19 protein-coding genes and 3 rRNA genes are annotated in these 26,088 nt (G+C 61.7%); 8 read left to right on the top strand and 14 right to left on the bottom strand.

Annotation, left to right across the window (positions count from 1 at the left end; translation table 11 throughout):
• Nucleotide 1: 1 nt before the first annotated feature.
• On the top strand, nucleotides 2–775 hold the full coding sequence (gene hisF, locus AC26AR_RS00965; RefSeq protein WP_488107402.1) for an imidazole glycerol phosphate synthase subunit HisF: 774 nt from the start codon (nucleotides 2–4) through the stop codon (nucleotides 773–775).
• Between the two features lie 106 nt (nucleotides 776–881).
• Here hisF and AC26AR_RS00960 read toward each other — a convergent pair whose 3' ends face one another.
• The 3 genes from AC26AR_RS00960 to AC26AR_RS00950 all read right to left on the bottom strand — a co-directional run bounded on the left by AC26AR_RS00960 (nucleotide 882) and on the right by AC26AR_RS00950 (nucleotide 2,862).
• Nucleotides 882–1,712, bottom strand: a complete 831-nt coding sequence (locus tag AC26AR_RS00960) for a CHAD domain-containing protein (protein WP_488107401.1) — start codon at nucleotides 1,710–1,712, stop codon at nucleotides 882–884.
• A gap of 90 nt (nucleotides 1,713–1,802) precedes the next feature.
• Nucleotides 1,803–2,414, bottom strand: a complete 612-nt coding sequence (locus AC26AR_RS00955) for a YjaG family protein (protein WP_077378530.1) — start codon at nucleotides 2,412–2,414, stop codon at nucleotides 1,803–1,805.
• 154 nt (nucleotides 2,415–2,568) lie between these two features.
• Entirely contained in the window at nucleotides 2,569–2,862 is a 294-nt protein-coding gene (locus tag AC26AR_RS00950; protein WP_488107400.1) for an MGMT family protein, read from the bottom strand.
• Nucleotides 2,863–2,966: 104 nt separating this feature from the next.
• On the opposite strand from AC26AR_RS00950, the gene AC26AR_RS00945 reads away from it, so the two are divergent.
• On the top strand, nucleotides 2,967–3,716 hold the full coding sequence (locus AC26AR_RS00945) for a type 1 glutamine amidotransferase (RefSeq protein ID WP_488107399.1): 750 nt from the start codon (nucleotides 2,967–2,969) through the stop codon (nucleotides 3,714–3,716).
• 26 nt (nucleotides 3,717–3,742) lie between these two features.
• Here AC26AR_RS00945 and mnmH read toward each other — a convergent pair whose 3' ends face one another.
• Together mnmH and AC26AR_RS00935 are read right to left on the bottom strand one after the other, a co-directional pair.
• Nucleotides 3,743–4,849, bottom strand: coding sequence for a tRNA 2-selenouridine(34) synthase MnmH (gene mnmH, locus AC26AR_RS00940; protein WP_488107398.1), 1,107 nt, complete (start codon nucleotides 4,847–4,849; stop codon nucleotides 3,743–3,745).
• A 157-nt stretch (nucleotides 4,850–5,006) separates the two neighbouring features.
• The gene (locus AC26AR_RS00935; protein ID WP_488107397.1) at nucleotides 5,007–6,851 is read right to left on the bottom strand and encodes a SulP family inorganic anion transporter; all 1,845 of its coding nucleotides are present in this window, start codon (nucleotides 6,849–6,851) and stop codon (nucleotides 5,007–5,009) included.
• Nucleotides 6,852–7,128: 277 nt separating this feature from the next.
• Here AC26AR_RS00935 and AC26AR_RS00930 point away from each other — a divergent pair, with 277 nt between their 5' ends.
• Nucleotides 7,129–7,773 carry a DUF1415 domain-containing protein gene (locus tag AC26AR_RS00930; RefSeq protein ID WP_084209466.1) on the top strand — a complete coding sequence of 215 codons (645 nt, stop codon included), beginning with the start codon at nucleotides 7,129–7,131 and terminating at the stop codon, nucleotides 7,771–7,773.
• A gap of 111 nt (nucleotides 7,774–7,884) precedes the next feature.
• On the opposite strand, the gene radA is transcribed toward AC26AR_RS00930, so the two are convergent.
• From radA to AC26AR_RS00915, 3 genes are all read right to left on the bottom strand, one after another.
• On the bottom strand, nucleotides 7,885–9,300 hold the full coding sequence (gene radA / locus AC26AR_RS00925; protein ID WP_077378515.1) for a DNA repair protein RadA: 1,416 nt from the start codon (nucleotides 9,298–9,300) through the stop codon (nucleotides 7,885–7,887).
• A 184-nt stretch (nucleotides 9,301–9,484) separates the two neighbouring features.
• Nucleotides 9,485–9,952 carry a copper resistance protein NlpE N-terminal domain-containing protein gene (locus tag AC26AR_RS00920; protein ID WP_077378513.1) on the bottom strand — a complete coding sequence of 156 codons (468 nt, stop codon included), beginning with the start codon at nucleotides 9,950–9,952 and terminating at the stop codon, nucleotides 9,485–9,487.
• 179 nt (nucleotides 9,953–10,131) lie between these two features.
• Nucleotides 10,132–11,271, bottom strand: a complete 1,140-nt coding sequence (locus tag AC26AR_RS00915; protein WP_176493736.1) for an alkene reductase — start codon at nucleotides 11,269–11,271, stop codon at nucleotides 10,132–10,134.
• Between the two features lie 270 nt (nucleotides 11,272–11,541).
• On the opposite strand from AC26AR_RS00915, the gene hisC reads away from it, so the two are divergent.
• Nucleotides 11,542–12,597, top strand: coding sequence for a histidinol-phosphate transaminase (gene hisC / locus AC26AR_RS00910; protein ID WP_084209842.1), 1,056 nt, complete (start codon nucleotides 11,542–11,544; stop codon nucleotides 12,595–12,597).
• Nucleotides 12,598–12,716: 119 nt separating this feature from the next.
• Nucleotides 12,717–13,160, top strand: a complete 444-nt coding sequence (gene gloA2, locus AC26AR_RS00905; protein WP_488107396.1) for an SMU1112c/YaeR family gloxylase I-like metalloprotein — start codon at nucleotides 12,717–12,719, stop codon at nucleotides 13,158–13,160.
• 284 nt (nucleotides 13,161–13,444) lie between these two features.
• Here the strand turns inward: gloA2 and rrf are convergent.
• The 4 genes from rrf to tyrS form a co-directional block, all read right to left on the bottom strand.
• A 5S ribosomal RNA gene (gene rrf, locus AC26AR_RS00900) occupies nucleotides 13,445–13,560 on the bottom strand.
• Between the two features lie 137 nt (nucleotides 13,561–13,697).
• Nucleotides 13,698–16,586 (bottom strand): 23S ribosomal RNA (locus AC26AR_RS00895).
• 241 nt (nucleotides 16,587–16,827) lie between these two features.
• Nucleotides 16,828–18,368 (bottom strand): 16S ribosomal RNA (locus AC26AR_RS00890).
• The 16S, 23S and 5S rRNA genes sit together here, the layout of an rRNA operon.
• 626 nt (nucleotides 18,369–18,994) lie before the next feature.
• Nucleotides 18,995–20,203 carry a tyrosine--tRNA ligase gene (gene tyrS, locus AC26AR_RS00885; RefSeq protein ID WP_084209468.1) on the bottom strand — a complete coding sequence of 403 codons (1,209 nt, stop codon included), beginning with the start codon at nucleotides 20,201–20,203 and terminating at the stop codon, nucleotides 18,995–18,997.
• Nucleotides 20,204–20,386: 183 nt separating this feature from the next.
• On the opposite strand from tyrS, the gene AC26AR_RS00880 reads away from it, so the two are divergent.
• Nucleotides 20,387–21,544, top strand: coding sequence for an anhydro-N-acetylmuramic acid kinase (locus tag AC26AR_RS00880; protein ID WP_289863710.1), 1,158 nt, complete (start codon nucleotides 20,387–20,389; stop codon nucleotides 21,542–21,544).
• 106 nt (nucleotides 21,545–21,650) lie between these two features.
• Here AC26AR_RS00880 and AC26AR_RS00875 read toward each other — a convergent pair whose 3' ends face one another.
• Nucleotides 21,651–22,805: a PilT/PilU family type 4a pilus ATPase gene (locus tag AC26AR_RS00875; protein WP_077379436.1), complete on the bottom strand. Its 1,155-nt coding sequence runs from the start codon at nucleotides 22,803–22,805 to the stop codon at nucleotides 21,651–21,653.
• A gap of 204 nt (nucleotides 22,806–23,009) precedes the next feature.
• Complete coding sequence (locus tag AC26AR_RS00870) at nucleotides 23,010–24,041, bottom strand: type IV pilus twitching motility protein PilT (protein WP_084209471.1); 1,032 nt, start codon at nucleotides 24,039–24,041, stop codon at nucleotides 23,010–23,012.
• Between the two features lie 195 nt (nucleotides 24,042–24,236).
• On the opposite strand from AC26AR_RS00870, the gene AC26AR_RS00865 reads away from it, so the two are divergent.
• Together AC26AR_RS00865 and proC are read left to right on the top strand one after the other, a co-directional pair.
• The gene (locus AC26AR_RS00865; RefSeq protein WP_077379440.1) at nucleotides 24,237–24,989 is read left to right on the top strand and encodes a YggS family pyridoxal phosphate-dependent enzyme; all 753 of its coding nucleotides are present in this window, start codon (nucleotides 24,237–24,239) and stop codon (nucleotides 24,987–24,989) included.
• Between the two features lie 194 nt (nucleotides 24,990–25,183).
• Entirely contained in the window at nucleotides 25,184–26,026 is an 843-nt protein-coding gene (proC, locus tag AC26AR_RS00860) for a pyrroline-5-carboxylate reductase (protein ID WP_084209472.1), read from the top strand.
• The last annotated feature ends 62 nt before the right edge of the window (nucleotides 26,027–26,088 follow it).

Genomic DNA, 26,088 nt, shown 5'->3' with positions numbered 1-26,088 from the left:
CATGGCACTCGCCAAACGCATCATCCCGTGTCTGGACGTCGACGCCGGTCGCGTCGTGAAGGGCGTCAACTTCGTCGATATCCGCGATGCCGGTGATCCGGTCGAGGTCGCCAAGCGCTACAACGAGCAAGGCGCCGACGAGATCACCTTCCTCGACATCACCGCCAGCGTCGACAACCGTGGCACCACGGTCGACATGGTGTCGCGCATCGCCGGTGAGGTGTTCATCCCGCTGACGGTCGGTGGTGGCATCCGCACCTGCGAGGACATCCGCACCATGCTGAATGCCGGCGCGGACAAGGTCTCGATCAATACCGCCGCCGTGTTCAACCCGGACTTCGTGCGTGAAGCGGCGGACCGCTTCGGCAGCCAGTGCATCGTGGTCGCCATCGACGCCAAGCGCGTCAGCGAAGACGGCGAGACACCGCGCTGGGAAATCTTCACCCATGGTGGGCGCAAGCCAACCGGGCTCGACGCTGTCGAGTGGGCGAAGAAGATGGTCGAGCTGGGCGCCGGTGAATTGCTGCTGACCAGCATGGACCGCGATGGCACCAAGGCCGGCTTCGATCTCGGCGTGACACGCGCCATCTCCGACGCCGTCAGCGTGCCGGTGATCGCCTCCGGTGGGGTCGGGACTCTCGACCATCTGGTGGATGGCGTGCTCGAGGGCGGGGCGGATGCGGTGCTGGCCGCCAGCATCTTCCACTTCGCCGAGTACACCATCCCGCAAGCCAAGGCCTACATGGCCGAGCGCGGCATCGAGATGCGCCTCTGAGCGATCTCCTTCGCGTCAGGTAGATACACGAACGCCGCCACTCCTCAGGGAATGGCGGCGTTCGTGTCTTCAGAGACATTACCCGCAGGTCAGGCGACGACAGCGCTCAGGCGTAGCCCAGCTTCGCCAGTGGTGTGAGCGCCTGCTCGAGTCGCTGGTCGGCAAGTCGCAGAATATCACCCACCAGATGCTTCTCGGCGGCGGGCAGCATCACCCGCTCGCCGACCCACAGCGCCAGCTCGGCAAGGTCATGCTGATTGCCCAGACGGGATGCTGCCTTGTCGAGCAATTCCGGCTCACGACGACGCCCACGACTCGGTGACTCGAGTTCACGCCCTGCCGTCTCCCCCAGCGCCGCATGCGCCAGTGTCAGCTGGAACCTGCGGTACTTGATCCACTTGCGCAGCCGGTGGGACGTCTCGATCTCCCGCTTGCTGATCACCCGCGCCGCCAACTTGTGGAGGCGGTGACGACTGAATTCCAGTCCGGCCGTGAGCTCCTCCCCCGTCAGCGGAGCGGCCTGCCAGGCGGCCACCTCGTCGCTCAGCAGCCGTTTCAGAGGTGCGTGATCCAGCTCCGCCACCGACTCGCTCAATGCGGCACTGATCAGCCCCGGACGCAGCGCATCCAGCAGACGCTGGCTACGCTCATCCACCCAGGCATAGGCGCGCGCATGGGTCTTGCGCAGCATGCGCGCCTCACGCGGGCCAGCCAATGCCCTGGCGATGGCGCGCGGACGCGCCTGATGCTCACTCACCGCCGCCTTGCCCAGTGACTCACGTCGCAGTTGCCACCAGCCCCGCAGCTGCTTGCAGTCGACGCGCAGCGCATGGACCTCCTGCGCGGTGAGCGTCGCCTGCGCCAGATGCTGCTGCATTGACTCGAGATGCGCGAGGATCAGGCCATTCAAGGGATCAACGCCTGTGCGGGAAAGCATCTGACTCGTCTTGCCCATCTGTCTCTCCAAGGGAATGGCCTGGCTGCCAGTGTCAGCCGGGCAGGCTCGCTCACCCGGTCTTCCGGGGGCTCATTCCTGCAAGGATAGCCCCAGATTGCTGACATCCTCGTTACGCCCCAGCCGCTTGAGCGCTCGCCAGTCATCACGCTCAAGACGCGGAGCCTCGACACTCTCCAGCACGGCGTCCTGGAAGTCGCGCTCATCGACCATCAGCGGATGCTCGCGAATCATGGCTTCCAGCGCTTCCTGCTCGATGCCCTCACCGGCCTGCAGGTCGATCAGCGCGCGGACGCCATCGGCGGACAGGCGACTGACCTTGAGCGCGGCTTCCGGCTCTTCACTGATCAGCACATCGATGCAGGCGGTCAGCGCCATGACGGCTTCCAGTGCACGGCGCGCACCGAAGCTGTCGTCATGCTCGTCGGGCTCGAAGGCCGTGACCTTCTCGGCCTGCAGCGAGAAATCGATCTTGGCATCGCGGACGCGCAGCTGCTCCCAGACGAGGTCCAGCAGCTTGCGCAACTCGCGCGTGGTCTCCAGCGCGCTGGCGGTGCCATTGGCCTCGGCGTAGAAGCCGGCATTGGGCAGGAGTCGCTCGGTCAGCGTTGCCATGAAGGCGGTACGGCGAACGGGGGCCAGCGCTTCCAGACGCGCGCGGAAACCGGGAACAGGCTGAGTCATGACGGCTCTCTTCTCACTTCACTTTTCAAAGAGGCGGGACACATGTCGGGAGGGAAAAACCCGCCAGCCGACAGCCCGCCACAGATGGCATGGGACATGCGTTAGGGTAGCGCACTCAGGCGGTCTGACGAACGAGACTTTGCCGCGGCGAGATTCACGGCCACAGACATTCTCTGGGCACGCGGCCGACAGCATCGAACAGCACGCCTTCGCTGCGCAGCTTTTCCCGCTGGCGCACTGCCCCGCCGTGCTCGGTGACCTTGAGCGAGGCGTTGATCACGCGATGCCACGGCAACTGATGGCCATCCGGCAGGTGACGCATCGCCGAGCCGACCATGCGCGCGCTGGCGCCATCGGTCATCTTGGCGATACGCCCGTAGGTGGTGATGCGGCCTTCGGGAATCTGCGCCACCACGGTGTAGATCTGTTCGAGCAGTTCGGCCCGCATGCGGTTCTCTCCTTGTCGTGTCGCGGCTGGTTCGCCCGGTGCAGGTACTGATATGCCGGCACCGGGGCCTTTACGCTGACATGGCGCTCACGCATGATGAAGCCATGCATCTTTACTTCATACATCAGGGGCAACTCCCTGACACTGAACCAGATTCAGCCGCCGATACCGCAACGCTAGCGCATGACTGGCAGAGTCCGCTACGCCTCAAGGACTGGCTTTCCGGCATGGGGCACAGCTTCAACACCAGCTTCCCGCTGGCAGGCGAAGCCTTGCCGGGCATCGATGACTTTCATGCGCTGGTGGTGCTGGATGGACCGCAACGCCTGTCGAGCGCCGCACAGCCCGCCTCGCCCGCCGAACAGCAGTCGCTGCGCCTGCAGCGCAAGTTGATTCGGCGCACGCTGAACAGCAATCGCCCGCTGCTGGGGATTGGCCTGGGGGCGCGACTGATCGCCGAGCAGATGGGGGCGATCGTCTCATCCGCCGTGGTGCCGCAGCGTCGCTGGGCCACGCTGACGCGCAGCAACGAGTGCCCGCTGGGGCTACCCGCCGAGTTCGCGGCCTTGATGTGGCACGAGGAGATCTGTGGTCTGCCGGAAGACTGCGAGCTGCTGGCCAGCAGCGAGCATACGCCAGTGGCCGGCTTCAGCTGGGATGAGGGTCGCGTGGTGGCGCTCAACTTCCATCCGCACATGGATGCGGCGGCCACGCAGGACCGCCTGGCCCACCATCCCGCGCCCCTGGAGGGCAATGGCGTGCAGTCACGCGAAACGTTGCTGGAGGACCCGAAGCGCTTTGATCGTCAGGCGGCCCTGCTGGACCGCCTGCTGGTGGACTGGCTGAATGCGTGAGCGCTGACCAGCGCCCGTGAGGAATGTCAGCGCTGCCAGCGGTGATTGGCGCTCCACTCACGCACGAAGGCGAGCGTGTTGTCCCAGTCGCCGACATGCAGGAAGGTACGCTCGTGCTTCTCGAGCTGATAACGGTACATGGGGTCGTAGTATTCGCTGAGCAGCGGGGCCAGCCAGCCCTCATGGGCAGTGGGATTGCCGCGCTTGTGTTCACGGAAGGCGATGTCCTGCATGCGAATCAGGCGCGCCAGACGTGCACTGCCCAACCGCTTGCGCAGACGCAGCAACGCCTGACGCAGCTGACGCTGCAGCAGTGCCCAGCCAAGGAAGTCACCATAGTGCCCGCTGTAGGTGGCCCACAGCCCTTCGATGTAGTCCTTCTGAATCTGCACCAGTCGCCAGTCCAGTGGCATCTCGACTCTCACCAGCGGGGCAGCCTCCATCGCGCGCCATGCCTGCAGCGGAATGTTGACGCTGCCGATGAAGCGCGACTCATCTTCCATGACGGTGGGCGCGTCCGCGGCCAGTGACAGCATCTCGGCGCTGATGCGATGCTCGAAGTCGATCTGGCTCGGTGCCGGGAAGGGGTGACGGCCGAAGGCCGAGCCCTTGTGGCGCGCGCAGCCTTCCAGGTCGATACCATTGTCGAGCGCATGGATCAGCTCGGTCTTGGCGCAGCCGGTCAGGCCACCGATCAGCAGCATCGGGGCCTGCTCGACGCGCTCATCGATATGCTGGCAAAGCTGCTGACGCATGGCCTTCCAGCCCCCGGCGATCCGCGGGCGCTCGATGCCTGCCTCCTTCAACCATTGCTGGCTGAGCTGAGAGCGCATGCCGCCCCGGAAGCAGTACAGAACCGCCTCGGGGTGGCGCTCGACGTGCTCAACCCAGGCACGAATCCTGGCGCGCTTGATCCCGCCACTGACCAGCTGATGACCCAGATGCACCGCCGACTCCGGGCCGACCTGCTTGTACTGCAGACCGACCCGGTGACGTTCCTCGTCATCCATCAGCGGAAGGTTGACGGCCCCCGGCAGGGAGCCGGCCGCAAATTCGATCGGTGCACGCACATCGATCAGCGGGCGGCCATCGCGAATCAGATCGCAGCTGGCCGCCACGGTGGGCAAACTCATGGGCATCTCTCGACTGGAAAACTGAAATGAGGCAATGGCCGGCGACTCGCACCCGGCACATCGATGGCTGGCATTCTATCGCATGCACGACATGGCCCCCAGCCTTGCCGTCTCGCGTGCCGCCAACTCTCGCCCTGTCAGCTGCCGCACGGCCCGCTCAGGCCAGCGGCGGCGTCAGACGAATGCCCTGGCTCGGGCCGATGCTGTCAGGGCCGAACAGCGGGCAGGACGCACATGCGGCCGGCTCACCGTCGTGTGGCCGATGCGCCTCGGACACTGCCTCGCGCAGCGCGGCAATGGCCGCCTCGGCAGTATGAAAGTAGTGCTCATCCCCCATGCGCTCAAGGAAGCCTCCGCACTCCATCACTTCCAGCGCGTAGCGTCGGAAGCCGCACATGCTCAGGCTGCCGCCGGCATCCTGTAGGCGGCGCTGCTCGATCTCGAGCATCTCGGCCCCCGCGATGTCGATGAAATTGCAGCCGGTGCCGAGCAGGATGACGTGCTTGCCGGTATAGCGCGCCAGCTTGCGCTGGACGTGGTCCACCGCGCCGAAGAACAGCGAGCCATCCACTCGCAGGATGACGACCTCACGACATTGGGTCAGCTGGTAGCGCTCGGCATTGCGCACGCCCAGCTCCGGGTGTTCGGGGTCCGGTGCCATTTCCACCAGACGTGGACGCGAGGTGCGATTCAGATACAGCACCAGCGACACCAGCACGCCGGCGAAGATGGCGAACTCAAGCGGCAGCAGCAGCGTGGCGAGGAAGGTGATCACCAGCACCACCGCTTCCTCGCGGCTGACGGTGAGAATCTGACGGATATGACTGAATTCGATCAGGTTGGCGGCGATCACCATGATCAGGCCCGCCATGGCGGGCAATGGCAGCCAGGCCGTGACATTCGGCACCAGCAACAGCACCGCCAGCACGATCAGAGCCGCGATCATCACCGACAGCGGCGTGCGGGCGCCGGCATCGTAGTTGGCCCCTGAACGGGTGAAGGAGCCGGAGCCGGCGAAGCACGAGAAGAAGCTGCCGACCAGATTCGACAGCCCCTGGCCGATGAACTCCTGATTGCCATCGATGCGCTGATGCGAGCGTACCCCGATGGCGCGGGCGATGGAGACCGCCTCGATCAAGCCGAGAACCGCCAGCGCAAAGGCCGCACCGCCCAGCGAGCGCAGGGTGTCAAACCCCAGTGGCGGCAGAGAAAACGGCGGCAGGCTGCCGGAGAGGGCCCCCACCATCGGGATGCCTGCCTCGCTGCCACCCAGCAATGCCGCAACCCCGCAACCGACGGCCATCGCGACCAGCATCCACGGCAGTCTGCGATTCACCCGCCGCACCAGCAAGGCACTGGCGAGCGTACTGAGGCCGGTGATCAGGGTCGCCCACGAGGTGTCTTCCAGATGCCCAAGCAATGCCCACCAGGTGCCGAGGAAGCTCGAGGCATCTCCCAGCGCGATACCGAACAGATGCTTGAGCTGACTAGTGGCGATCAATACGCCGGCACCGGCGGTGAAGCCGATCACCACGGTATGCGAGATCAGATTGACCAGCGCCCCCATGCGCAGCAGCCCGAGTGCGAGCTGGATGATGCCGACCATGCAGGTCAGCGCCAGCACCAGCGGCAGGTATTCCGGACTGCCGGGGGTGGCCAGGGTCGAGACGGTACCGAAGACCACCATCGAGATGGCGGCGGCCGGCCCGCTGACCATGTGACGCGAGCAGCCGAAGAGTCCGGCGATGATCGCGACCACGATGGCGGCATAGAGTCCATGCGCCGGGGGCAACCCCGCGATCAGCGCGTAGGCCACCCCCTGAGGCAGTACCAGCACCGCACCGCTCAGCCCGGCGATCAGGTCCGCGCGCGCATCTCTCGGCGACAGCTGGCGCATCCAGCCCAGAAACGGCAGCAGGCGTGACAGGCGGTATGCCGTGGCACTCGACGTGGCAGAGGCATCATCGGCAGGCTGGCGTGGCGGTGGATTGTCAGCGGGCAAGAAGTGCCTCCATGAAGGTGCGTGGGCTGCGGGAGAGGCCATCGCCTCCGTGAAGAAACGATGCCGGGGCCGGGCGTGGCGACGTCCGGCCCCGGCAAGTCTATCCCTGAATACGCTGATGAAACAGCGTGTCAGCGAACCGTACTCGCCGGCCCGGGGCTCCGTTTGCCGGTAGCGATACCGGCGACAATCGTGGCGCGCTGCCAATCCGGACTGGCCATGGCCGGCATGAGCAGTGACAATGCACCCTCCTGACACCGCTGCGGACCCTGACGCCATGACCACCGACGCTACGCCTGCTGACACCACCTCTTCCACCCCGTCGGCCGGCTATACGCCTGCACTTGAGGTCAGTGAGGCCGAGGCCATCGAGACCACCCGCCAGTGGGTCGAGACGCACATCATCGCGGACAATCTATGCCCGTTCGCGGCACGTGAAGTGGCGCGCAACAGCGTCCAGTACGCCGTCATCCCCGGCGCGGGACTCGAGCGTTGCCTGCAGGCACTCGGCGATGAACTCCTCAACCTCGATGCCAATCGCGATGCCGAAACCACCCTGGTGATCTTCAAGGATGGCTTCCGCGACTTCGATGCCTATCTAGAGCTGCTGGATTACGCTGAGGCACTACTCGAGATGCAGGGCTATGAGGGCATCTATCAGCTGGCCAGCTTCCATCCGGACTATGTCTTCGAGGATACCGAGGAAGACGACGCCGCGAACTACACCAACCGCTCGCCCTTCCCGATGCTGCACCTGCTGCGGGAAAGCTCTGTCGAGGCGGCGATCAATGCCTATTCGGGGGATGTGGAAGAGGTGCCGGCGCGCAACGAGGCGCTGATGCGCGAGCGTGGCGTCGAACAGCTGGTCGCACGCCTAAAGGCCTGCGCTCACGCCGCCCGTCAGGCTGACAGCCAGGACTGACATCACGCCCAGTGGCAATCCCATATGCACAAGGCCAGCCGCGAGGCTGGCCTTGTGCGTTTCAGGCGGAATGTCACCGGAAGGCTTGCGCGTGGCAGCTGCCGGCAGCCATCACAGGGCTTCCAGCGCCTGGGACAACTTGTCGACCGCGACGATCGTCATGCCCTTGGGCGGATTCTTGGGGGCATTGCCCTTGGGCACGATGGCGCGCGTGAAGCCATGCTTGGCGGCCTCGACGATGCGCTCCTGCCCACTGGGCACCGGACGGATCTCGCCGGACAGGCCGACCTCACCGAACACCACCAGTTCACGCGGCAGCGGGCGGTTCTGCAGACTGGATACCACCGCACACAGCACCGCGAGGTCGGCGCTGGTCTCGAGCACCTTGACCCCGCCCACCACGTTCAGGAAGACATCCTGATCGCCGGTGAACAGGCCGCCGTGCTTGTTGAGCACGGCCAGCAACATCGAGAGTCGATTGCCATCCAGACCGACCGCGACGCGCCGGGGATTTCCCAGCGGCGAATCGTCCAGCAACGCCTGGACCTCGATCAGGATCGGCCGAGTCCCTTCCCAGACCACCATCACCAGGCTGCCGGAGGATTGCTCCTCGCTGCGTGACAGGAAGATCGCACTGGGGTTCTTCACCTCCTTCAGGCCAAGCTCGACCATGGCGAACACGCCCAGCTCATTGACCGCGCCGAAGCGGTTCTTCTGTCCGCGCAGGGTGCGAAAGCGCGAATCACCGTCCCCTTCCAGCAACAGGGAGGCATCGATCATGTGCTCCAGTACCTTGGGGCCGGCCAGCGAGCCATCCTTGGTCACGTGCCCGACCAGCAGCAATACGGTGTTGGTCCGCTTGGCGAAACGCGTCAACGCCGCGGCGGACTCACGCACCTGCGAGACGCCCCCCGGCGCGGAGGACAGATCCTCCAGGTGCATGGTCTGGATGGAATCGATGATCAGCACTTCCGGCTTCTCGCGCTCGGCGGTGGCCAGAATCGTCTCGACACTGGTCTCGGCCAGCATCTTGAGTCCCTGGGTCGGGAGCTGCAGTCGATGGGCACGCATCGCCACCTGCGACAGCGACTCTTCACCGGTGACGTAGAGCGAACGCTTGTGCTGCGCCAGCTTGCAGGCGGTCTGCAGCAGCAGCGTCGACTTGCCGGCGCCGGGGTGCCCGCCGAGCAATACGGCGGAGCCAGGCACCAGACCGCCGCCAAGCACGCGATCAAACTCACCGAAGGTCGAGGAGAAGCGCGGCACTTCGGCCAGCGAGACGTTGGACAGATCCGTCACGTTGTCACTCAGCGTGCCGGCATAGCCGCCTCTGGCGCTGGTGGCGCCACGTGACGCCCCGCCAGTGCTGATGCCCCCGGCAGCCGGCGCAGCCCCCGGCAATACCGTGGCACCGACCCGAATCTCCTGCAGGGTATTCCACTCGCGACAGCCGCTGCACTGCCCCTGCCACTTCGAGAATTCGCTACCGCACTCGGTACATACGAAGGCGCTCTTTGCTTTCGCCATCAGACCATCCTGTCAGGGAGTAATGATTTCAGACCACGTCGCCCGGCATGGCACCCATGCCCGCATCGCCCGATGGCACCAGGCAGGGGCGCTCGATGCGAACGTCCGACACGGATGCCAGACACAAGCAAGGCGGCTTGCGCCGCCTTGCTGTCACCTCACGCGTGCATGACACGCGGTGGCATCACTCGCGCTTGAGACGCAGTGTCTCGCCGTTCTGGAAGCGGCGCTTCTGCGGGTCGACCAGTTCCAGTGTCTGGGGGTCCAGACGCAGGAAGTAGTAGGTCTGGCCCTCGCCATTCGGCGTCAGCTCATAGACGGTGGCATTCGGGTCGGTCACCGTACCTGACAGCACATCCCACTGACCCTCGTAGTGCTCCGGCGCGGGCTGCTGCGGATGATCGCGATAGGTGGCATCGAGACTGAAGGTACGCGCTTCCGGGGCAGCATCTTCCGCTCCCTTGAGACGCACATCGAGGTCAATGCCCGTGCAACGACGACACGGCAGGGTGCCCTTGTAGACGGCAACCTGCTCGCTGGCTGTCTCGGTGGCGTCATTGGCAGCGGCACCATCCGTCGTCTGGGCCGTTGATGCGCACCCGGCGAGACCGACCATCAGCGCGGCTCCCACCATCAGAGTCCTGATCTGCATTGAATCCTCCTTAAGGCGATGATTCGATAGCAGCGTCAGCGCTATCGACGGCGAGCGGCCCGACTGCCTCGACAGACGGACCGCTCACGAGCTTCCACGCTCAAGAATAGCGGGTATCAGCCCCGTGAGGCCACCCCCGATGGCGTTTATCGAACGCCATTCGCTAAATCATGTCGGCCTCAGCCACGGCGATCATGCCCGTTGTCGAGGAAGGGATAATCGGTGTAGCCCTCGGCACCGCCACCGTAGAAGGTATCAGGATCCTGCTCGTTGAGCGGCGCATCCAGACGCAGGCGTTCGACCAGGTCCGGATTGGCGATGTAGGGGCGCCCGATGGCGACGGCATCCGCAATGCCCTCGTCGATGATGCGTGCTGCACGCTCCCCATCGTAATGACCGCAGAAGATCAGCGCGCCCTTGACGCGCTCCCGCAGTGCGCGGCGGAAGTCATCGGTGAACTTGACGTCGCCGCCGGCCCAGTCCGGCTCGTTGACGTGCACGTAGGCAATGCCACGTCTGGAGAGCTGGTCTGCCATGTAGAAGGCCATCTCTTCCGGCTCGTCATCGGTGAGACCGAAGATCTCGATGAAGGGCGTCAGACGGATGCCGGTACGCTCCGGCCCGAAGACCTCGGCGACGGCATCGACGACTTCCAGTGTCAGGCGCGCACGATTCTCGACCGAACCACCGTACTGGTCGGTGCGCTGGTTGGTGCCGGTCGCCATGAACTGGTTGAGCAGATAGGCGTTGGCGGCATGCACCTCGATCATGTCGAAGCCGGCACGCTTGGCGCGCACGGCAGCCTGACGATAGTCCTCGACCAGCTGGGGGATTTCCTCCGTCTCCAGCGCACGCGGCGTGCTGGTGGGGTGGCGACCACTGCTGCCATCCTCGAACTCGACGAAGCACTGGGCGCCTTCACCACGCAGGGCGCTGGGCGCGACCGGTGGCTGGCCATCCGGCTGCACCATCTCGTGCGAGACACGCCCGACATGCCACAGCTGAAGCGCCATGCGTCCGCCCTTGGCGTGCACTGCCTCGACGACGCCCTTCCAGCCGGCTTCCTGCTCATCCGTCCAGATACCCGGCGTGTAGACGTAACCACGCGCGGTCGGCGAGATGTTGGTCGCCTCGCTGATGATCAGGCCGGCGCCGGCACGCTGTCCGTAGTAGACCTCCTGAAGCTCACCGGGAATGCTGTCCGGGGTGCGCGCTCGGGTCAGTGGCGCCATCAGGATACGATTGGGCAGGGTCAGGTCACCGAGCGTGACCGGATCAAGCAGGGTGTCGGCGTACGGGGCCTTGGTGTTGGCAGTCATCGGTGCTCCTTGAGTCTCTGTTCTTTCGCCAGCCGCCGCTTCGGGCGAACCGGGCGGGCATATCAGTGACATGCGGTGCGCCAGCCGATGCTTCAAGCGCACGCGGTGCATGAGAATAATGCTGGGATGGCAACAATGCGCCAGGTCGCGCCACGCGGCATCTCGCGACTCATGCGAGAGCCTGCCGATGCTTGTACCGCGACGATCCAGCGGGCAACATGAAACCTATCCATGACACGGGTCATGCACTGTCACCAGCGGCGAGAAATCATGAGCAAGTACTGGAGCCCACAGGTCCACGACCTGACCCCCTACGTCCCCGGCGAACAACCGCGTGAGCAGCTGATCAAGCTGAACACCAATGAAAACCCCTACCCGCCGGCCCCGGCCGTGGAACAGACGCTGCGCGAGTTCAATGCCTCTGACCTGCGTCGCTACCCGGACCCGAGTTCCAGCTCGCTGCGCGCCGCCCTGGCCGAGACCTTCCATGTGGCCGCAGAGGAAGTCTTCGTCGGCAATGGCTCCGACGAGGTGCTGGCGCTGGCCTTCCAGGCCTTCTTCCGTCAGGACAAGCCGCTGCTGCTGCCCTCCATCAGCTACAGCTTCTATCCGGTCTACTGCCGCATGTATGGCATCGAATCACGCAGTATCGCGCTGACCGACAACTGGGAAGTCGATCTCGAAGCCTTCGGCAGTGACAATGGCGGCATCATCTTCGCCAATCCCAATGCCCCGACAGGCCATGGCCATGGCCGCAAGGCGATTGCCGCGCTGCTGGAGCGCAACCCGCAGAGCGTGGTGCTGGTGGATGAGGCTTACGTGGACTTCGGGGGGGAAAGCGCCATCCCGCTGATTCATCAGTATCCGAATCTGGTCGTGTCAGGCACTTTCTCGAAGTCGCGTAGCCTGGCGGGCATTCGCCTTGGCTATGCCGTGGCCTCGCGGGAGCTGATCGAGGGCCTGGAGCGCGTGAAGGACTCCTTCAATTCCTACCCCATCGATCGTCTGGCCGAGCAGGTCGGCGTCGCCGCGCTGAGTGATCCCGCCTATTTCGATGAGTGCCGCACACGCGTCATCACTACCCGTGAGCAGACGCGCGATCGCATGGCCGCATTGGGCTTCGAGATCCTGCCGTCACAGACCAACTTCGTGCTGGCGACTCACCCGACCCATGATGCCGGCAAGCTGTTCATCGGCCTTCGCGAGCAGGGCATCCTGGTGCGCCACTTCAACACCGATGCGCTACGCGACCATCTGCGCATCAGCATCGGTACCGATGCCGAGATGGACAGCCTGATCGAAGCCCTGGAAACCCTGTGCCGTTGAGATAGCGCACAGAATGACCCGTGATGGGTTCAATGAAAGAAGGCGCCCACTGGGCGCCTTCTTTCATCAGGACGTCACTCGGGCATTCGCCACCGAAGACTCTCAGCAGGAGCAACCATATGACAACGGAACGTCCCACCATGGCGTCAAGTGCCACTTCGACAGCGCGCCTGCCTTTGACGCGCGTGCATCACGTGGCACTCATCACCGCTGATTACCCACGCGCCAGGCGCTTCTATCTCGAGGTCATGGATGCGCAGGTGATCCACGAGGCCTATCGTGAAGCCCGCGACAGCTACAAGCTCGACCTGCGCTTGCCGGGCGGTATCCAGCTGGAGTTGTTCTCCTTCCCGTCGCCGCCTGAGCGCCCAAGCTATCCGGAAGCCTGTGGGCTGCGTCACCTGGCGCTGGCAACCGAGGACATCAACACCTGTGTCGAGCTGCTGATCGCCCGTGGCGTCACGCCAGAGCCGATACGTGTCGATGAATACACCGGCGCCCGCTTCACCTTCCTGGCAGACCCTGACGGTACGCCCATCGAGCTCTACGAAGTCTCGCCCTGATGTGATGGCGCGCTGAAACTTCACTGGCTCTGAAGATAAAAGGCCCCTGTCGATATCTCGACAGGGGCCTTCTTGTGGCATATGCACGTTGCTCACGCGGAGCTTTCCTCTCGCTCTTTTCTTTCGCCCACTGCTATTTCGCACGCAGGACTTTCTGCGCAACTTCTCCGAGCACCACTTCTCCGAGCACCACTTCTCCGAGCACCACTTCTCCGAGCACGACCTTTTCACGCACAAAGAGAACCGCCCCTGCAGCTGGGCTACAGGGGCGGTTCGGTATAAGTGCCTGACGATGACCTACTCTCACATGGAGAAACTCCACACTACCATCGGCGCTAAGCGGTTTCACTTCCGAGTTCGGCATGGGATCGGGTGGTTCACGCTCGCTATGGTCGTCAGGCGAAACGGTGGCACCTTGCGGTACCTGAGTCTCGAGGCTTGTGGCCTCGCGACTCGCAATATGAATCATGCTGACCGATATGTTGTCGATCCTGTCGCAATCCCGGCGTTTGCCAAAGCAAACCCCTTGGGTGTTATATGGTCAAGCCTCACGGGCAATTAGTACTGGTTAGCTCAACACATTGCTGTGCTTCCACACCCAGCCTATCAACCTTGTAGTCTTCAAGGGCCCTTCAGGAGGCGCAAGGCCTCAGGGAAGTCTCATCTTGAAGGGGGCTTCCCGCTTAGATGCTTTCAGCGGTTATCCCGTCCGAACGTAGCTACCGGGCAATGCCATTGGCATGACAACCCGAACACCAGAGGTTCGTCCACTCCGGTCCTCTCGTACTAGGAGCAGCTCTTCTCAAACTTCCGACGCCCACGGCAGATAGGGACCGAACTGTCTCACGACGTTCTAAACCCAGCTCGCGTACCACTTTAAATGGCGAACAGCCATACCCTTGGGACCGACTTCAGCCCCAGGATGTGATGAGCCGACATCGAGGTGCCAAACACCGCCGTCGATGTGAACTCTTGGGCGGTATCAGCCTGTTATCCCCGGAGTACCTTTTATCCGTTGAGCGATGGCCCTTCCATACAGAACCACCGGATCACTAGAACCTACTTTCGTACCTGCTCGACGTGTCTGTCTCGCAGTCAAGCACCCTTATGCTCTTGCACTCAATGCACGATTTCCAACCGTGCTGAGGGTACCTTCGTGCTCCTCCGTTACTCTTTAGGAGGAGACCGCCCCAGTCAAACTACCCACCATACACTGTCCTCGATCCGGATGACGGACCTGAGTTAGAACGCCAATGATGTCAGGCTGGTATTTCAAGGTTGGCTCCACCGCATCTGGCGACGTGGTTTCAAAGCCTCCCAGCTATCCTACACAGACAACATCAGCATCCAGTGTAAAGCTATAGTAAAGGTTCACGGGGTCTTTCCGTCTAGCCGCGGGTACACAGCATCTTCACTGCGATTTCAATTTCACTGAGTCTCGGGTGGAGACAGCGTGGCCATCATTACGCCATTCGTGCAGGTCGGAACTTACCCGACAAGGAATTTCGCTACCTTAGGACCGTTATAGTTACGGCCGCCGTTTACCGGGGCTTCGATCAAGAGCTTCGGACGAATCCTAACCCCATCAATTAACCTTCCGGCACCGGGCAGGCGTCACACCCTATACGTCCGCTTGCGCGTTTGCAGAGTGCTGTGTTTTTAATAAACAGTTGCAGCCACCTGGTATCTTCGACCGGTAAGAGCTTACGGAGCAAGTCCTTCACTCGAACCGGTGCACCTTCTCCCGAAGTTACGGTGCCATTTTGCCTAGTTCCTTCACCCGAGTTCTCTCAAGCGCCTTGGTATTCTCTACCTGACCACCTGTGTCGGTTTGGGGTACGGTCGCATGTGATCTGAAGCTTAGAGGCTTTTCCTGGAAGCGTGGCATCGATGACTTCCTGACCGTAGTCAGTTCGTCTCGCATCTCGACCTCAGAGGAACCGGATTTGCCTGATTCCTCGGCCTACATGCTTTCACCAGGACAACCAACGCCTGGCTCACCTAGCCTTCTTCGTCCCCCCATCGCAACCACATCCGGTACGGGAATATTAACCCGTTTCCCATCGACTACGCGTTTCCGCCTCGCCTTAGGGGCCGACTCACTCTGCTCCGATTAACGTAGAACAGAAAACCTTGGTCTTCCGGCGGGGGAGTTTTTCACTCCCCTTATCGTTACTCATGTCAGCATTCGCACTCGTGATACCTCCAGCAGACTTCTCAATCCACCTTCATTGGCTTACACGACGCTCCTCTACCGCTCATCCATAAGGATGAACCCGTAGCTTCGGTACCTGATTTAGCCCCGTTATATCTTCCGCGCAGGCCGACTCGACTAGTGAGCTATTACGCTTTCTTTAAAGGATGGCTGCTTCTAAGCCAACCTCCTAGCTGTCTGAGCCTTCCCACATCGTTTCCCACTTAATCAGGATTTTGGGACCTTAGCTGACGGTCTGGGTTGTTTCCCTTTTCACAACGGACGTTAGCACCCGCTGTGTGTCTCCCACGCTGCACTCACTGGTATTCGGAGTTTGCCTCGGGTTGGTAAGTCGGGATGACCCCCTAGCCGAAACAGTGCTCTACCCCCAGCGGTGATACGTGAGGCGCTACCTAAATAGCTTTCGAGGAGAACCAGCTATCTCCGGGCTTGATTAGCCTTTCACTCCGATCCACAGCTCATCCCAGCATTTTTCAACATACTTGGGTTCGGGCCTCCAATTGATGTTACTCAATCTTCACCCTGGCCATGGATAGATCGCCCGGTTTCGGGTCTATACCCTGCGACTGGTCGCCCAGTTAAGACTCGCTTTCGCTACGCCTCCCCTATACGGTTAAGCTCGCCACAGAATATAAGTCGCTGACCCATTATACAAAAGGTACGCGGTCACACCACGAAGGTGCTCCCACTGCTTGTACGCATACGGTTTCAGGATCTATTTCACTCCCCTCGCCGGGGTTCTTTTCGCCTTTCCCTCACGGTACTGGTTCACTATCGGTCAGCCAGGAGTATTTAGCCTTGGAGGATGGTCCCCCCATGTTCAGTCAAGGTTTCTCGTGCCCCGACCTACTCGATTTCACGATACTCAGACTTCGACTACGGGACTATCACCCTGTATCGTCAAGCTTCCCAGCTTGTTCGTCTGTCAGTTGTATCGCTTAAGGGCTGGTCCCCGTTCGCTCGCCGCTACTTGGGGAATCTCGGTTGATTTCTTTTCCTCCGGGTACTTAGATGTTTCAGTTCCCCGGGTTTGCCTCTATAGGTTATGTATTGGCCTATAGATACTCACCTGATGGTGAGTGGGTTTCCCCATTCGGAAATCGTTGGGTCGCAGGGTATTTGCCACCTCGCCAACGCTTATCGCAGGCTATCACGTCCTTCATCGCCTCTGGCTGCCAAGGCATCCACCGTATGCGCTTAATCGCTTGACCATATAACCCCAAGGGGTCTGTCAAGGATTACGAATCTGTCGGACCTCTCCGACATATCGTTTGATGGAGATGTGCTTGGCGCACATTCCATCGTCAGCATGATTCACATTGTTAAAGAGCGGCTGTTCAGAGAACAGTGAGAAGCGCGCTCTGTCGAGCACGCTTGCCACTGCCGGCTAAGCCAGCAATAAGATCAGGTAATTCGTTGTGAGCACTTGCCGCGAGCGATAGACAGTGTCGATAAGGAGGTGATCCAGCCCCAGGTTCCCCTAGGGCTACCTTGTTACGACTTCACCCCAGTCATGAACCACACCGTGGTGATCGCCCTCCCGAAGGTTAGGCTAACCACTTCTGGTGCAGTCCACTCCCATGGTGTGACGGGCGGTGTGTACAAGGCCCGGGAACGTATTCACCGTGGCATTCTGATCCACGATTACTAGCGATTCCGACTTCATGGAGTCGAGTTGCAGACTCCAATCCGGACTGAGGCAAGCTTTATGGGATTGGCTCCACGTCGCCGTATTGCAACCCTTTGTACTTGCCATTGTAGCACGTGTGTAGCCCTACCCGTAAGGGCCATGATGACTTGACGTCGTCCCCACCTTCCTCCGGTTTGTCACCGGCAGTCTCCTTAGAGTTCCCGACATTACTCGCTGGCAAATAAGGATAGGGGTTGCGCTCGTTACGGGACTTAACCCAACATTTCACAACACGAGCTGACGACAGCCATGCAGCACCTGTCTCAGAGTTCCCGAAGGCACCAATCCATCTCTGGAAAGTCCTCTGGATGTCAAGGGTAGGTAAGGTTCTTCGCGTTGCATCGAATTAAACCACATGCTCCACCGCTTGTGCGGGCCCCCGTCAATTCATTTGAGTTTTAACCTTGCGGCCGTACTCCCCAGGCGGTCAACTTATTGCGTTAGCTGCGCCACTAAGTCCTCAAGGGACCCAACGGCTAGTTGACATCGTTTACGGCGTGGACTACCAGGGTATCTAATCCTGTTTGCTACCCACGCTTTCGCACCTCAGTGTCAGTGTCAGTCCAGAAGGCCGCCTTCGCCACTGGTATTCCTCCCGATCTCTACGCATTTCACCGCTACACCGGGAATTCTACCTTCCTCTCCTGCACTCTAGCCAAGCAGTTCCAGATGCCGTTCCCAGGTTGAGCCCGGGGCTTTCACACCTGGCTGACTTAGCCACCTACGCGCGCTTTACGCCCAGTAATTCCGATTAACGCTTGCACCCTCCGTATTACCGCGGCTGCTGGCACGGAGTTAGCCGGTGCTTCTTCTGCGAGTGATGTCTTTCCTCGGGAGTATTAATCCCGAAGCGTTCTTCCTCGCTGAAAGTGCTTTACAACCCGAAGGCCTTCTTCACACACGCGGCATGGCTGGATCAGGCTTTCGCCCATTGTCCAATATTCCCCACTGCTGCCTCCCGTAGGAGTCTGGGCCGTGTCTCAGTCCCAGTGTGGCTGATCATCCTCTCAGACCAGCTACGGATCGTCGCCTTGGTGAGCCGTTACCTCACCAACAAGCTAATCCGACATGGGCTCATCCGATAGCGCAAGGTCCGAAGATCCCCTGCTTTCTCCCGTAGGACGTATGCGGTATTAGCCTGAGTTTCCCCAGGTTGTCCCCCACTATCGGGCAGATTCCCATGCATTACTCACCCGTCCGCCGCTCGACGCCTTCTAGCAAGCTAGAATCGTTTCCGCTCGACTTGCATGTGTTAAGCCTGCCGCCAGCGTTCAATCTGAGCCATGATCAAACTCTTCAGTTGAAAGCTTGATAGTCTGTTAAGCAGACCAAACTTGGTTCAGAGTCAAACTTCTCGTGAGAGGCTTGCTCCGATATTTGGTGACCTTGTCACCACTCATCGGTAAGCGCTCACACGAATTACCTGATCAAATTTTTAAAGAGCGTCGCTGTTAAGCGAGGAGGCATATTCTATCCGGAACGCTTGAGAAGTCAAGCACTTGATGATGAGTCAATCGACTGCCTCTAAGCATCATCCAGCGGTGAGGAGCGTTGCCCGATCACCTGTTCCGTAAGGAGTGCGGCGTATTCTAGCGAATCGCCCGGGATTGTCAATTGATGATTTGGAAGCGGACTTCAAAAACATCAAACAAAACAATCACCTGCAAACCTCTTTCACCGCTGGTAACGCCATGCGTCCCCGGCAGCGGATGCGTACTTTACGCACGAACCGGGCTGAGGGCAAGGGCTTTTTCCATCGATTGTCATTTCGAGGACATGCGGGCGACACCTATTCTCTCATCACCTCTTCTTGCTCCTTTGACCTCGTCTCGCCGTCGCTTGCTGACACCTTTCTTCCCTGGCCAGAAACACATTCGGCCCCGCCAGAAATGGCGGGGCCGAATGGTCGGTCAGAGATCTCGCGTCGGATCAGCGAGTCACCGTCACACGTGCGTAGCGCTTCTTGCCAGCCTGGATGACGATGGCCGTATCGAAAGGCGCCATGTAGGAAGGCTCGATCACGTCTCCATCGACTTTCACGCGACCATTCTTGAGCATGTCCTTGGCCTGGGCGCTGTTGTTGGCCAGACCTGAACGATTGAGCACGGCGGCGATCGGCGCGACCTCTGCCCCTTCAAGGCTCACGGTGACATCCGGCATGTCCGCCGGCAGCTCACCTTCTGCCAGCTGGTTGCCACTGGAGAGGTGAGCCGTGGCAGCCGCCTCTTCATCGTGGAAACGCGCCACCAGTTCCCGAGCCAGCTCCATCTTGATGTCGCGCGGATTGGCGCCATTCTCGATGCTGGCCATCAGCGCCTTCACTTCCTCCATGGGGCGCAGCGAGAGCAGCTCGAAGTAACGCCACATCAGCGAGTCCGGCATGGAGACGATCTTGTTGAACATCTCGCCCGGACGGTCATTGATACCGATGTAGTTGCCCAGCGACTTGGACATCTTCTGCACGCCATCCAGACCTTCGAGGATCGGCATGGTGATCACGACCTGCGGCTCCTGGCCACGCTGGCGTTGCAGCTCACGGCCCATCAGCAGGTTGAACTTCTGATCGGTACCGCCGAGTTCGATATCCGCCTCCAGCGCCACGGAGTCATAGCCCTGGATCAGGGGATAGAGGAACTCGTGAATGGAGATCGGCTGGTTGCCGGTGTAACGCTTGTCGAAATCATCGCGCTCGAGCATGCGAGCCACCGTGCTGGAAGCCGCCAGTTCGATCATGTCGCTGGCAGAGAGCTTGCTGATCCATTCGGAGTTGAAGGCGATTCGCGTGCGATCCTTGTCGAGAATCTTGAAGACCTGCTCCTGATACGTCAGGGCATTGGCCTTCACGTCCTCTTCGGTCAGCGGCTTGCGCGTCACGCTCTTGCCGGTCGGATCACCGATGCGTCCGGTGAAGTCCCCGATCAAGAAGATGACCTCGTGGCCAAGATCCTGCAGCTGACGCAGCTTGTTGATCAGCACGGTATGCCCGAGGTGCAGGTCCGGCGCCGTCGGATCGAAACCCGCCTTGACCCTGAGCTTGCGTCCGGACTCGAGCTTCTTGATCAGCTCTTCCTCGACCAGCACCTCATCGGTACCGCGCTTGATGATCTCCAGCGCTTCCACTACTGACTTGTCGCTCATCCTGCCCTCTCTGACCGTTGCTGCTCCCCTCGTAACGGGGCATGTTGGCCGAGAATGTTAGCATGACACGCAGACCATGCACCCCTGCTCTGCCTCTGGCCATGAGGATGCCAACCAGACTTCCGCGACTCGGGGGCGCACGGCAGACTCGCTGACCCACGTTTCACTGCCCGGGAGATCTCCATGGCGCTTTACCTCGGCCTGATGACAGGCACCAGCCTCGACGGCCTCGATGTCGCCCTGCTCGATATCGAACCCCATCAGGACTGCACTGCGCTGCGCGAGCACATCCGCTTCATCGACGGTCTGGATCTGCCGCTTCCGGAACCCCTGCGCACTCGCCTCTGGCGCCTGATGCACGAGGACCATGCGCATTTTCGTGATCTTGCCGCAGCCGAGCAGGCGCTGGCCGAACTGGCCGCCGACGCGATCCGCCAGCTGCTGTCTCGCCAGCGACTGGCACCGAAAGACATTCGCGCCATCGGCAGTCATGGACAGACCATCGAGCACCGCCCGCATGGCTTCAGCGATCAGCCCTGTCAGACGCCTTACACCCTGCAGCTCGACAACCCCAGCCTGCTGGCCGAGCTGACCGGCATCCCCGTGGTGGCAGACTTCCGCCGCAGGGATCTGGCGGCCGGTGGGCAGGCAGCGCCTCTGGCGCCGGCATTTCACTCAGCGCTGTTCGCTCAGCCAGACCAGTGGCGGGGACTGCTGAACCTTGGGGGGATCGCGAACCTGACATTGCTCCCGCCGCTGGACTCGCAGGCGTCAGTGATCGGCTTTGATACCGGCCCGGCCAACTGCCTGCTGGATGCCTGGCATGCACGCCATCAGGGGGCCGCGATTGATCCTCAGGGCAGCTGGGCCGCCAGCGGCCATGTCATCGAGGAGCTGCTGGATCGTCTGCTCAGCGCGGATTACTTCACTCGACCGCTGCCGAAGAGTACCGGACGCGAGGACTTCCATCTCGACTGGCTGGAGCAGCACCTGACAGGCAGCGAGGCCCCTGCCGATGTGCAGGCCACCTTGCTGAGCCTGACGGTAGAGAGCATCGCGCGTGCACTTGAGCATACCGGCGTATCACTGGCGGGACTGACACCCTGTGGTGGCGGAGCGCGCAACACCGCCCTGATGGCCGCGCTCGAACAGCGCCTTGCGCATGCAAGCCACCCCACCGGCCTGACCACCTGCGCCTCGCTTGGCTGGAATGCCGATCTCCTCGAAGCCAGCGCCTTCGCGTGGCTGGCCGCCCGCAGAGTGCTGGAGCGCCCCGGCAATCTCGTCAGCGTGACGGGAGCACGCGGCCCCAGAGTCCTAGGGGGCCTCTACGCACGCTGACCCATCGCGCGCAGACATGAAAAAGCCGCGCTCCTGGCAAAACAGAAGCGCGGCTTCGTCGAGTACCTGAGACATCTACCGTCGCAGGCCAGATTCTCCACGGACTTCAGCCATCGTCGTCCTGCAGCGAGAAGCGACTGGCGGCATTCATCACATCCAGTTGCGCTTCCTGAGCACTGTCGGAATCGCCGAACTTGATCATCAGACGCAGGTCATTGGCGGAATCGGCATGCGCCAATGCCACCTCCTCGGTGATCAGGTCCTGCTGATGCAACGCATAGAGCGATTGATCGAAGGTCATCATGCCCTGTTGCTGGGAGCGCTTCATCACGTCCTTTATCTCCACCACCGCCCCCTTGCGGATCAGATCGACGATCAGCGGCGAGCGCAGCATCACCTCGATGGCCGGCACTCGCTGTGCGCCATTGCCACTCTTGTGAGGCAGCAGCTGCTGGGCCACGATGCCCTTGAGATTCAGTGACAGGTCCATCCATACCTGTTCGTGACGCTCTTCCGGGAAGAAGTGGATGATGCGATCCAGCGCCTGGTTGGCGTTGTTGGCGTGCAAGGTCGCCAGACACAGGTGACCGGTTTCCGCAAAGGTCAGCGCATGCTCCATGGTCTCACGCGAACGGATCTCGCCGATCATGATCACGTCCGGCGCCTGGCGCAGCGTGTTGCGCAGCGCCACCTCGAAGGACTCGGTGTCGATCCCCACTTCGCGCTGGGTCACGATGGAGCGCTGATGGGGATGGATGTACTCGATCGGATCCTCGATGCAGATGATATGGCCACTCGAGGTCTGGTTGCGGTGCTGGATCATCGAGGCCAGCGAGGTCGACTTGCCGGCACCCGTGCCCCCGACGAAGATCACCAGACCACGCTTGGTCTCCGAGAGACTCTTGATGATTTCCGGCAGGCGCAGTTCTTCCAGGCTGGGAATCGACAGCTGGATGCGACGGATGACCATGCCCATCTGGCTACGCTGATAGAAGGCGCTGATCCGGAAACGCCCCACCCCCGGCAAACTATGGGCAAAATTGGCCTCACGCTCCTGTTCGAAGCGCTCTCGCTGCATGTCGCTCATCGGCGCAAGCACCAGTTCTCGCACCTGATCGACACCGAGCTTCTTGTCACCCAGCGCCGCCATTCGCCCATTGACCTTCATCTGCGGCGGAGTCCCCGTCGAGATGAAAAGATCCGAGCTGCCCTTGCTGACCATCAACTGCAGGAGTTCCTGCAGCCATTCATGAGGAGTCATGAGCCGTGTCCCGATCCACTCTGTGAAGTCACATTCAAACTACGGTTTTATTATCGTTTATCGCAACGACCATCCGTCCCGACGAAGACAACGCCCGTGATGGTCTTCAGGCGTGCCGTCTCGCCTGTCTCGACCTGGATTCGGCCATGGGCATTGCCCTGTCACTGATGTCGTCTGGCAACACCACTGCACGGCCGTCGCGCACTATCCCAGCAGCCCCTTGGCCTTCGCTTGCGCGTCTTCGCTGGTCACCAGCCCCTCGGCCAACAGTCGCGTCAGCGCCGAATCCAGCGTCTGCATCCCCAACGCACCACCTGTCTGGATGGAGGAATACATCTGCGCCACCTTGTCCTCACGGATCAGGTTGCGGATGGCAGGAGTGGCAAGCATGATCTCGTGCGCTGCCACGCGCCCGCCGCCCACCTTCTTGAGCAGCGTCTGCGCGATGACCCCTTGCAGGGATTCGGACAGCATCGAACGCACCATCGCCTTCTCTTCGCCCGGGAAGACGTCGATGATGCGGTCGACGGTCTTGGTCGCCGAGGTGGTGTGAAGGGTGCCGAAGACCAGGTGCCCGGTCTCGGCGGCCGTCAGTGCCAGACGGATGGTCTCGAGATCTCGCAGCTCGCCGACCAGAATGACGTCCGGGTCCTCACGCAGTGCCGAACGCAGAGCCGGCGCGAAGCCGTGGGTATCACGATGCACTTCACGCTGGTTGACCAGGCAACGCTTGGACTGGTGGACGAACTCGACCGGGTCCTCGATGGTGAGAATGTGGTCGTACTTGTTCTCGTTGATGTAATCGATCATTGCCGCCAGCGTGGTCGACTTGCCCGACCCCGTCGGACCGGTGACCAGAATCAGGCCACGCGGCAGCATGCACATCTTGCGAAACGCCTCGCCGAGACCCAGATCTTCCATCGTCAGCACTTCCGACGGGATGGTACGGAAGACGGCACCCGCCCCCCGCCCCTGATGGAAAGCATTGACACGGAAGCGCGAGACGCCCGGCACCTCGAAGGAGAAATCCGTCTCGAGGAACTCCTCGAAGTCGCGACGCTGCTTGTCGTTCATGATCTCGTAGATCAGCGCACGCACCTGCTTGTCATCCATCGAAGGGACGTTGATGCGTCGTACGTCACCATCGACGCGAATCATCGGTGGCAGGCCGGCGGACAGGTGCAGATCCGATGCGTTCTGTTTTGCCGAAAAAGCCAGCAGTTCGGTAATATCCATGCAGATCCCTCGCGAAGACCGAAGCTCTTGTACCAACGAGTCCCGTGGACTCGGGTGTAAGTGTGATGTGGCTCTTCAGCAGATGGTGCGGTGGATATCATGACGAACGCCCTATCCAGCCCATACTACCGGTGGCGCCCACGACGCCGAGCCATCAACCGTGAAGATATTTCGCAAATTCTGGAGCCGAGCCGCATGACTGCAGTCCCCGACGACGAAGCTTGTGTTACTCAGTGTATCCTAGAGGCCCGTGCGCGGCTGGAAAAGGCACTGCTGGCAAGTAAACGCAACGTAGAGGCAGCCCGGATACTGGCGGTGAGCAAGACCAAGCCCGACCGGATGATTCGTGCTGCCTGGCGCAATGGCCAGCGGGCCTTCGGCGAGAACTATCTGCAGGAAGCGCTGGACAAGCAGCAGGCGCTGTCGGACCTCACCGATATCGAATGGCACTTCATCGGCCCCATCCAGTCCAACAAGACCCGCGCGATTGCCGAACACTTCTCTTGGGTACATGCCGTCGAGCGTGAGAAGGTGGCTCGCAGATTGAGCGAGCAACGCCCCGAGACCCTGCCGCCACTCGACATCTGTCTGCAGGTGAACGTCTCCGGCGAGGCCACCAAGGCAGGCGTCACACCCGAGGAATTGATTGCCCTGGCCGAGACGGTGCTGGCACTGCCCAACCTGCGACTGCGAGGCCTGATGGCGATTCCCGCCCCCGCCTCATCCGAGGCTGACCTGCAGGAAAGGCAGGCGCCCTTCAGGACACTGCGCGTATTGCTGGAGCAGCTGCAGGCTCGCTTCCCCGCGGCCCGCTACCCTCAGGCCAAGCTCGACACCCTGTCCATGGGCATGAGTGGTGATCTCGAGGCCGCCGTCGCCGAAGGCGCGACGCTGGTCCGTCTCGGCACGGCCCTCTTCGGAGCGCGTGACTATTCCAGCGCCCACTGAGACCACTCACTGACGCCGCCCGCACACGATTCACGCACGCCACTGACGCATGCGCAGCCCGCGGACGAGTCACCTCCGGCAGCCTCGGACGCACGGTTCACTGCCACGAACGTCACTCTCGCGAAGCAGCCGCGGTAAAGTGCACAGACTCACCGCTCGCCGGTCCATCCCATCCGAACGATCAGGAGCACCGCATGACGCACCAGACCTCCGCCACTCCCCGCACCATCGCCTTCATCGGTGCCGGCAACATGGCCAGCGCCATCTTCGGCGGCATGATCGAGGCCGGCTATCCGGCAGACCGCATCATCGCGACGGCCCGTTCACGCGATACCCTCGAGGCGCTCGAGCAACGCTACGGCGTGACCACGACCCAGGACAACGCTGACGCCGTCGCACGTGCCGATGTCATCGTGCTGGGCGTCAAGCCCCAGATGATGCATGACGTCTGCCAGGCACTGGCGCCTGCCGTACAGGAGCGCAAGCCGCTGGTCATCTCGGTCGCGGCCGGCATCACCTGCGACAGTCTCGAGCGTTGGCTGGGGGGAGAGCTTGCCATCATCCGCTGCATGCCCAATACCCCCTCGCTGGTGGGCGTCGGTGCCAGCGGCCTCTACGCCACCTCGCGCGTGACCGATGAGCAACGTGCGCTGATGGACGAGATGCTGACCGCGGTCGGTATCGTCGAATGGGTCGAGGAAGAAGGTCTGCTGGAAGCGGTCACCGGGATTTCCGGTTCCGGCCCGGCCTACTTCTTCCTGTTCATCGAAGCGCTTGAAGCCGCCGGTATCGAACTGGGACTGGATGCCGAGACGGCGCGCCGACTGGCGATCCAGACCGGACGCGGCGCCGCGCAGATGGCCTTCACCAGCGAGCACGAGCCGGCAGAGCTGCGTCGCCGTGTCTGCTCGCCCAATGGCACCACCGAACGCGCCATCAACAGCTTCGAGGGAGATGGCCTGCGCGAGATCGTCAGCCGTGCGGCCAAGGCGTCCAGCGCAAGGGCTGCAGAGCTGGCGCGTGAGCTGGACCAGTAACCCCAGTGGCGGGATTGCCACGCCACGAGTGGCAGCGTGCAGAGCGCCTGACTGGCAGCCCA

The organism is Cobetia sp. PS-4MA (assembly GCF_057670765.1).
This window is presented reverse-complemented; position numbering and strand designations above follow the sequence as displayed.

What these genes read in the sequence shown, in the direction of transcription:
- hisC (WP_084209842.1), top strand. Translation starts at nt 11,542, where the DNA reads ATGAGCAAGTACTGGAGCCCACAGGTCCACGACCTGACCCCCTACGTC.
- AC26AR_RS00915 (WP_176493736.1), bottom strand. Translation starts at nt 11,271, where the DNA reads ATGACTGCCAACACCAAGGCCCCGTACGCCGACACCCTGCTTGATCCG.
- AC26AR_RS00875 (WP_077379436.1), bottom strand. Translation starts at nt 22,805, where the DNA reads ATGACTCCTCATGAATGGCTGCAGGAACTCCTGCAGTTGATGGTCAGC.
- AC26AR_RS00930 (WP_084209466.1), top strand. Translation starts at nt 7,129, where the DNA reads ATGACCACCGACGCTACGCCTGCTGACACCACCTCTTCCACCCCGTCG.
- AC26AR_RS00955 (WP_077378530.1), bottom strand. Translation starts at nt 2,414, where the DNA reads ATGACTCAGCCTGTTCCCGGTTTCCGCGCGCGTCTGGAAGCGCTGGCC.
- gloA2 (WP_488107396.1), top strand. Translation starts at nt 12,717, where the DNA reads ATGACAACGGAACGTCCCACCATGGCGTCAAGTGCCACTTCGACAGCG.
- radA (WP_077378515.1), bottom strand. Translation starts at nt 9,300, where the DNA reads ATGGCGAAAGCAAAGAGCGCCTTCGTATGTACCGAGTGCGGTAGCGAA.
- AC26AR_RS00920 (WP_077378513.1), bottom strand. Translation starts at nt 9,952, where the DNA reads ATGCAGATCAGGACTCTGATGGTGGGAGCCGCGCTGATGGTCGGTCTC.
- hisF (WP_488107402.1), top strand. Translation starts at nt 2, where the DNA reads ATGGCACTCGCCAAACGCATCATCCCGTGTCTGGACGTCGACGCCGGT.
- proC (WP_084209472.1), top strand. Translation starts at nt 25,184, where the DNA reads ATGACGCACCAGACCTCCGCCACTCCCCGCACCATCGCCTTCATCGGT.
- AC26AR_RS00960 (WP_488107401.1), bottom strand. Translation starts at nt 1,712, where the DNA reads ATGCTTTCCCGCACAGGCGTTGATCCCTTGAATGGCCTGATCCTCGCG.
- AC26AR_RS00870 (WP_084209471.1), bottom strand. Translation starts at nt 24,041, where the DNA reads ATGGATATTACCGAACTGCTGGCTTTTTCGGCAAAACAGAACGCATCG.
- AC26AR_RS00865 (WP_077379440.1), top strand. Translation starts at nt 24,237, where the DNA reads ATGACTGCAGTCCCCGACGACGAAGCTTGTGTTACTCAGTGTATCCTA.
- AC26AR_RS00950 (WP_488107400.1), bottom strand. Translation starts at nt 2,862, where the DNA reads ATGCGGGCCGAACTGCTCGAACAGATCTACACCGTGGTGGCGCAGATT.
- tyrS (WP_084209468.1), bottom strand. Translation starts at nt 20,203, where the DNA reads ATGAGCGACAAGTCAGTAGTGGAAGCGCTGGAGATCATCAAGCGCGGT.
- AC26AR_RS00880 (WP_289863710.1), top strand. Translation starts at nt 20,387, where the DNA reads ATGGCGCTTTACCTCGGCCTGATGACAGGCACCAGCCTCGACGGCCTC.
- mnmH (WP_488107398.1), bottom strand. Translation starts at nt 4,849, where the DNA reads ATGAGTTTGCCCACCGTGGCGGCCAGCTGCGATCTGATTCGCGATGGC.
- AC26AR_RS00945 (WP_488107399.1), top strand. Translation starts at nt 2,967, where the DNA reads ATGCATCTTTACTTCATACATCAGGGGCAACTCCCTGACACTGAACCA.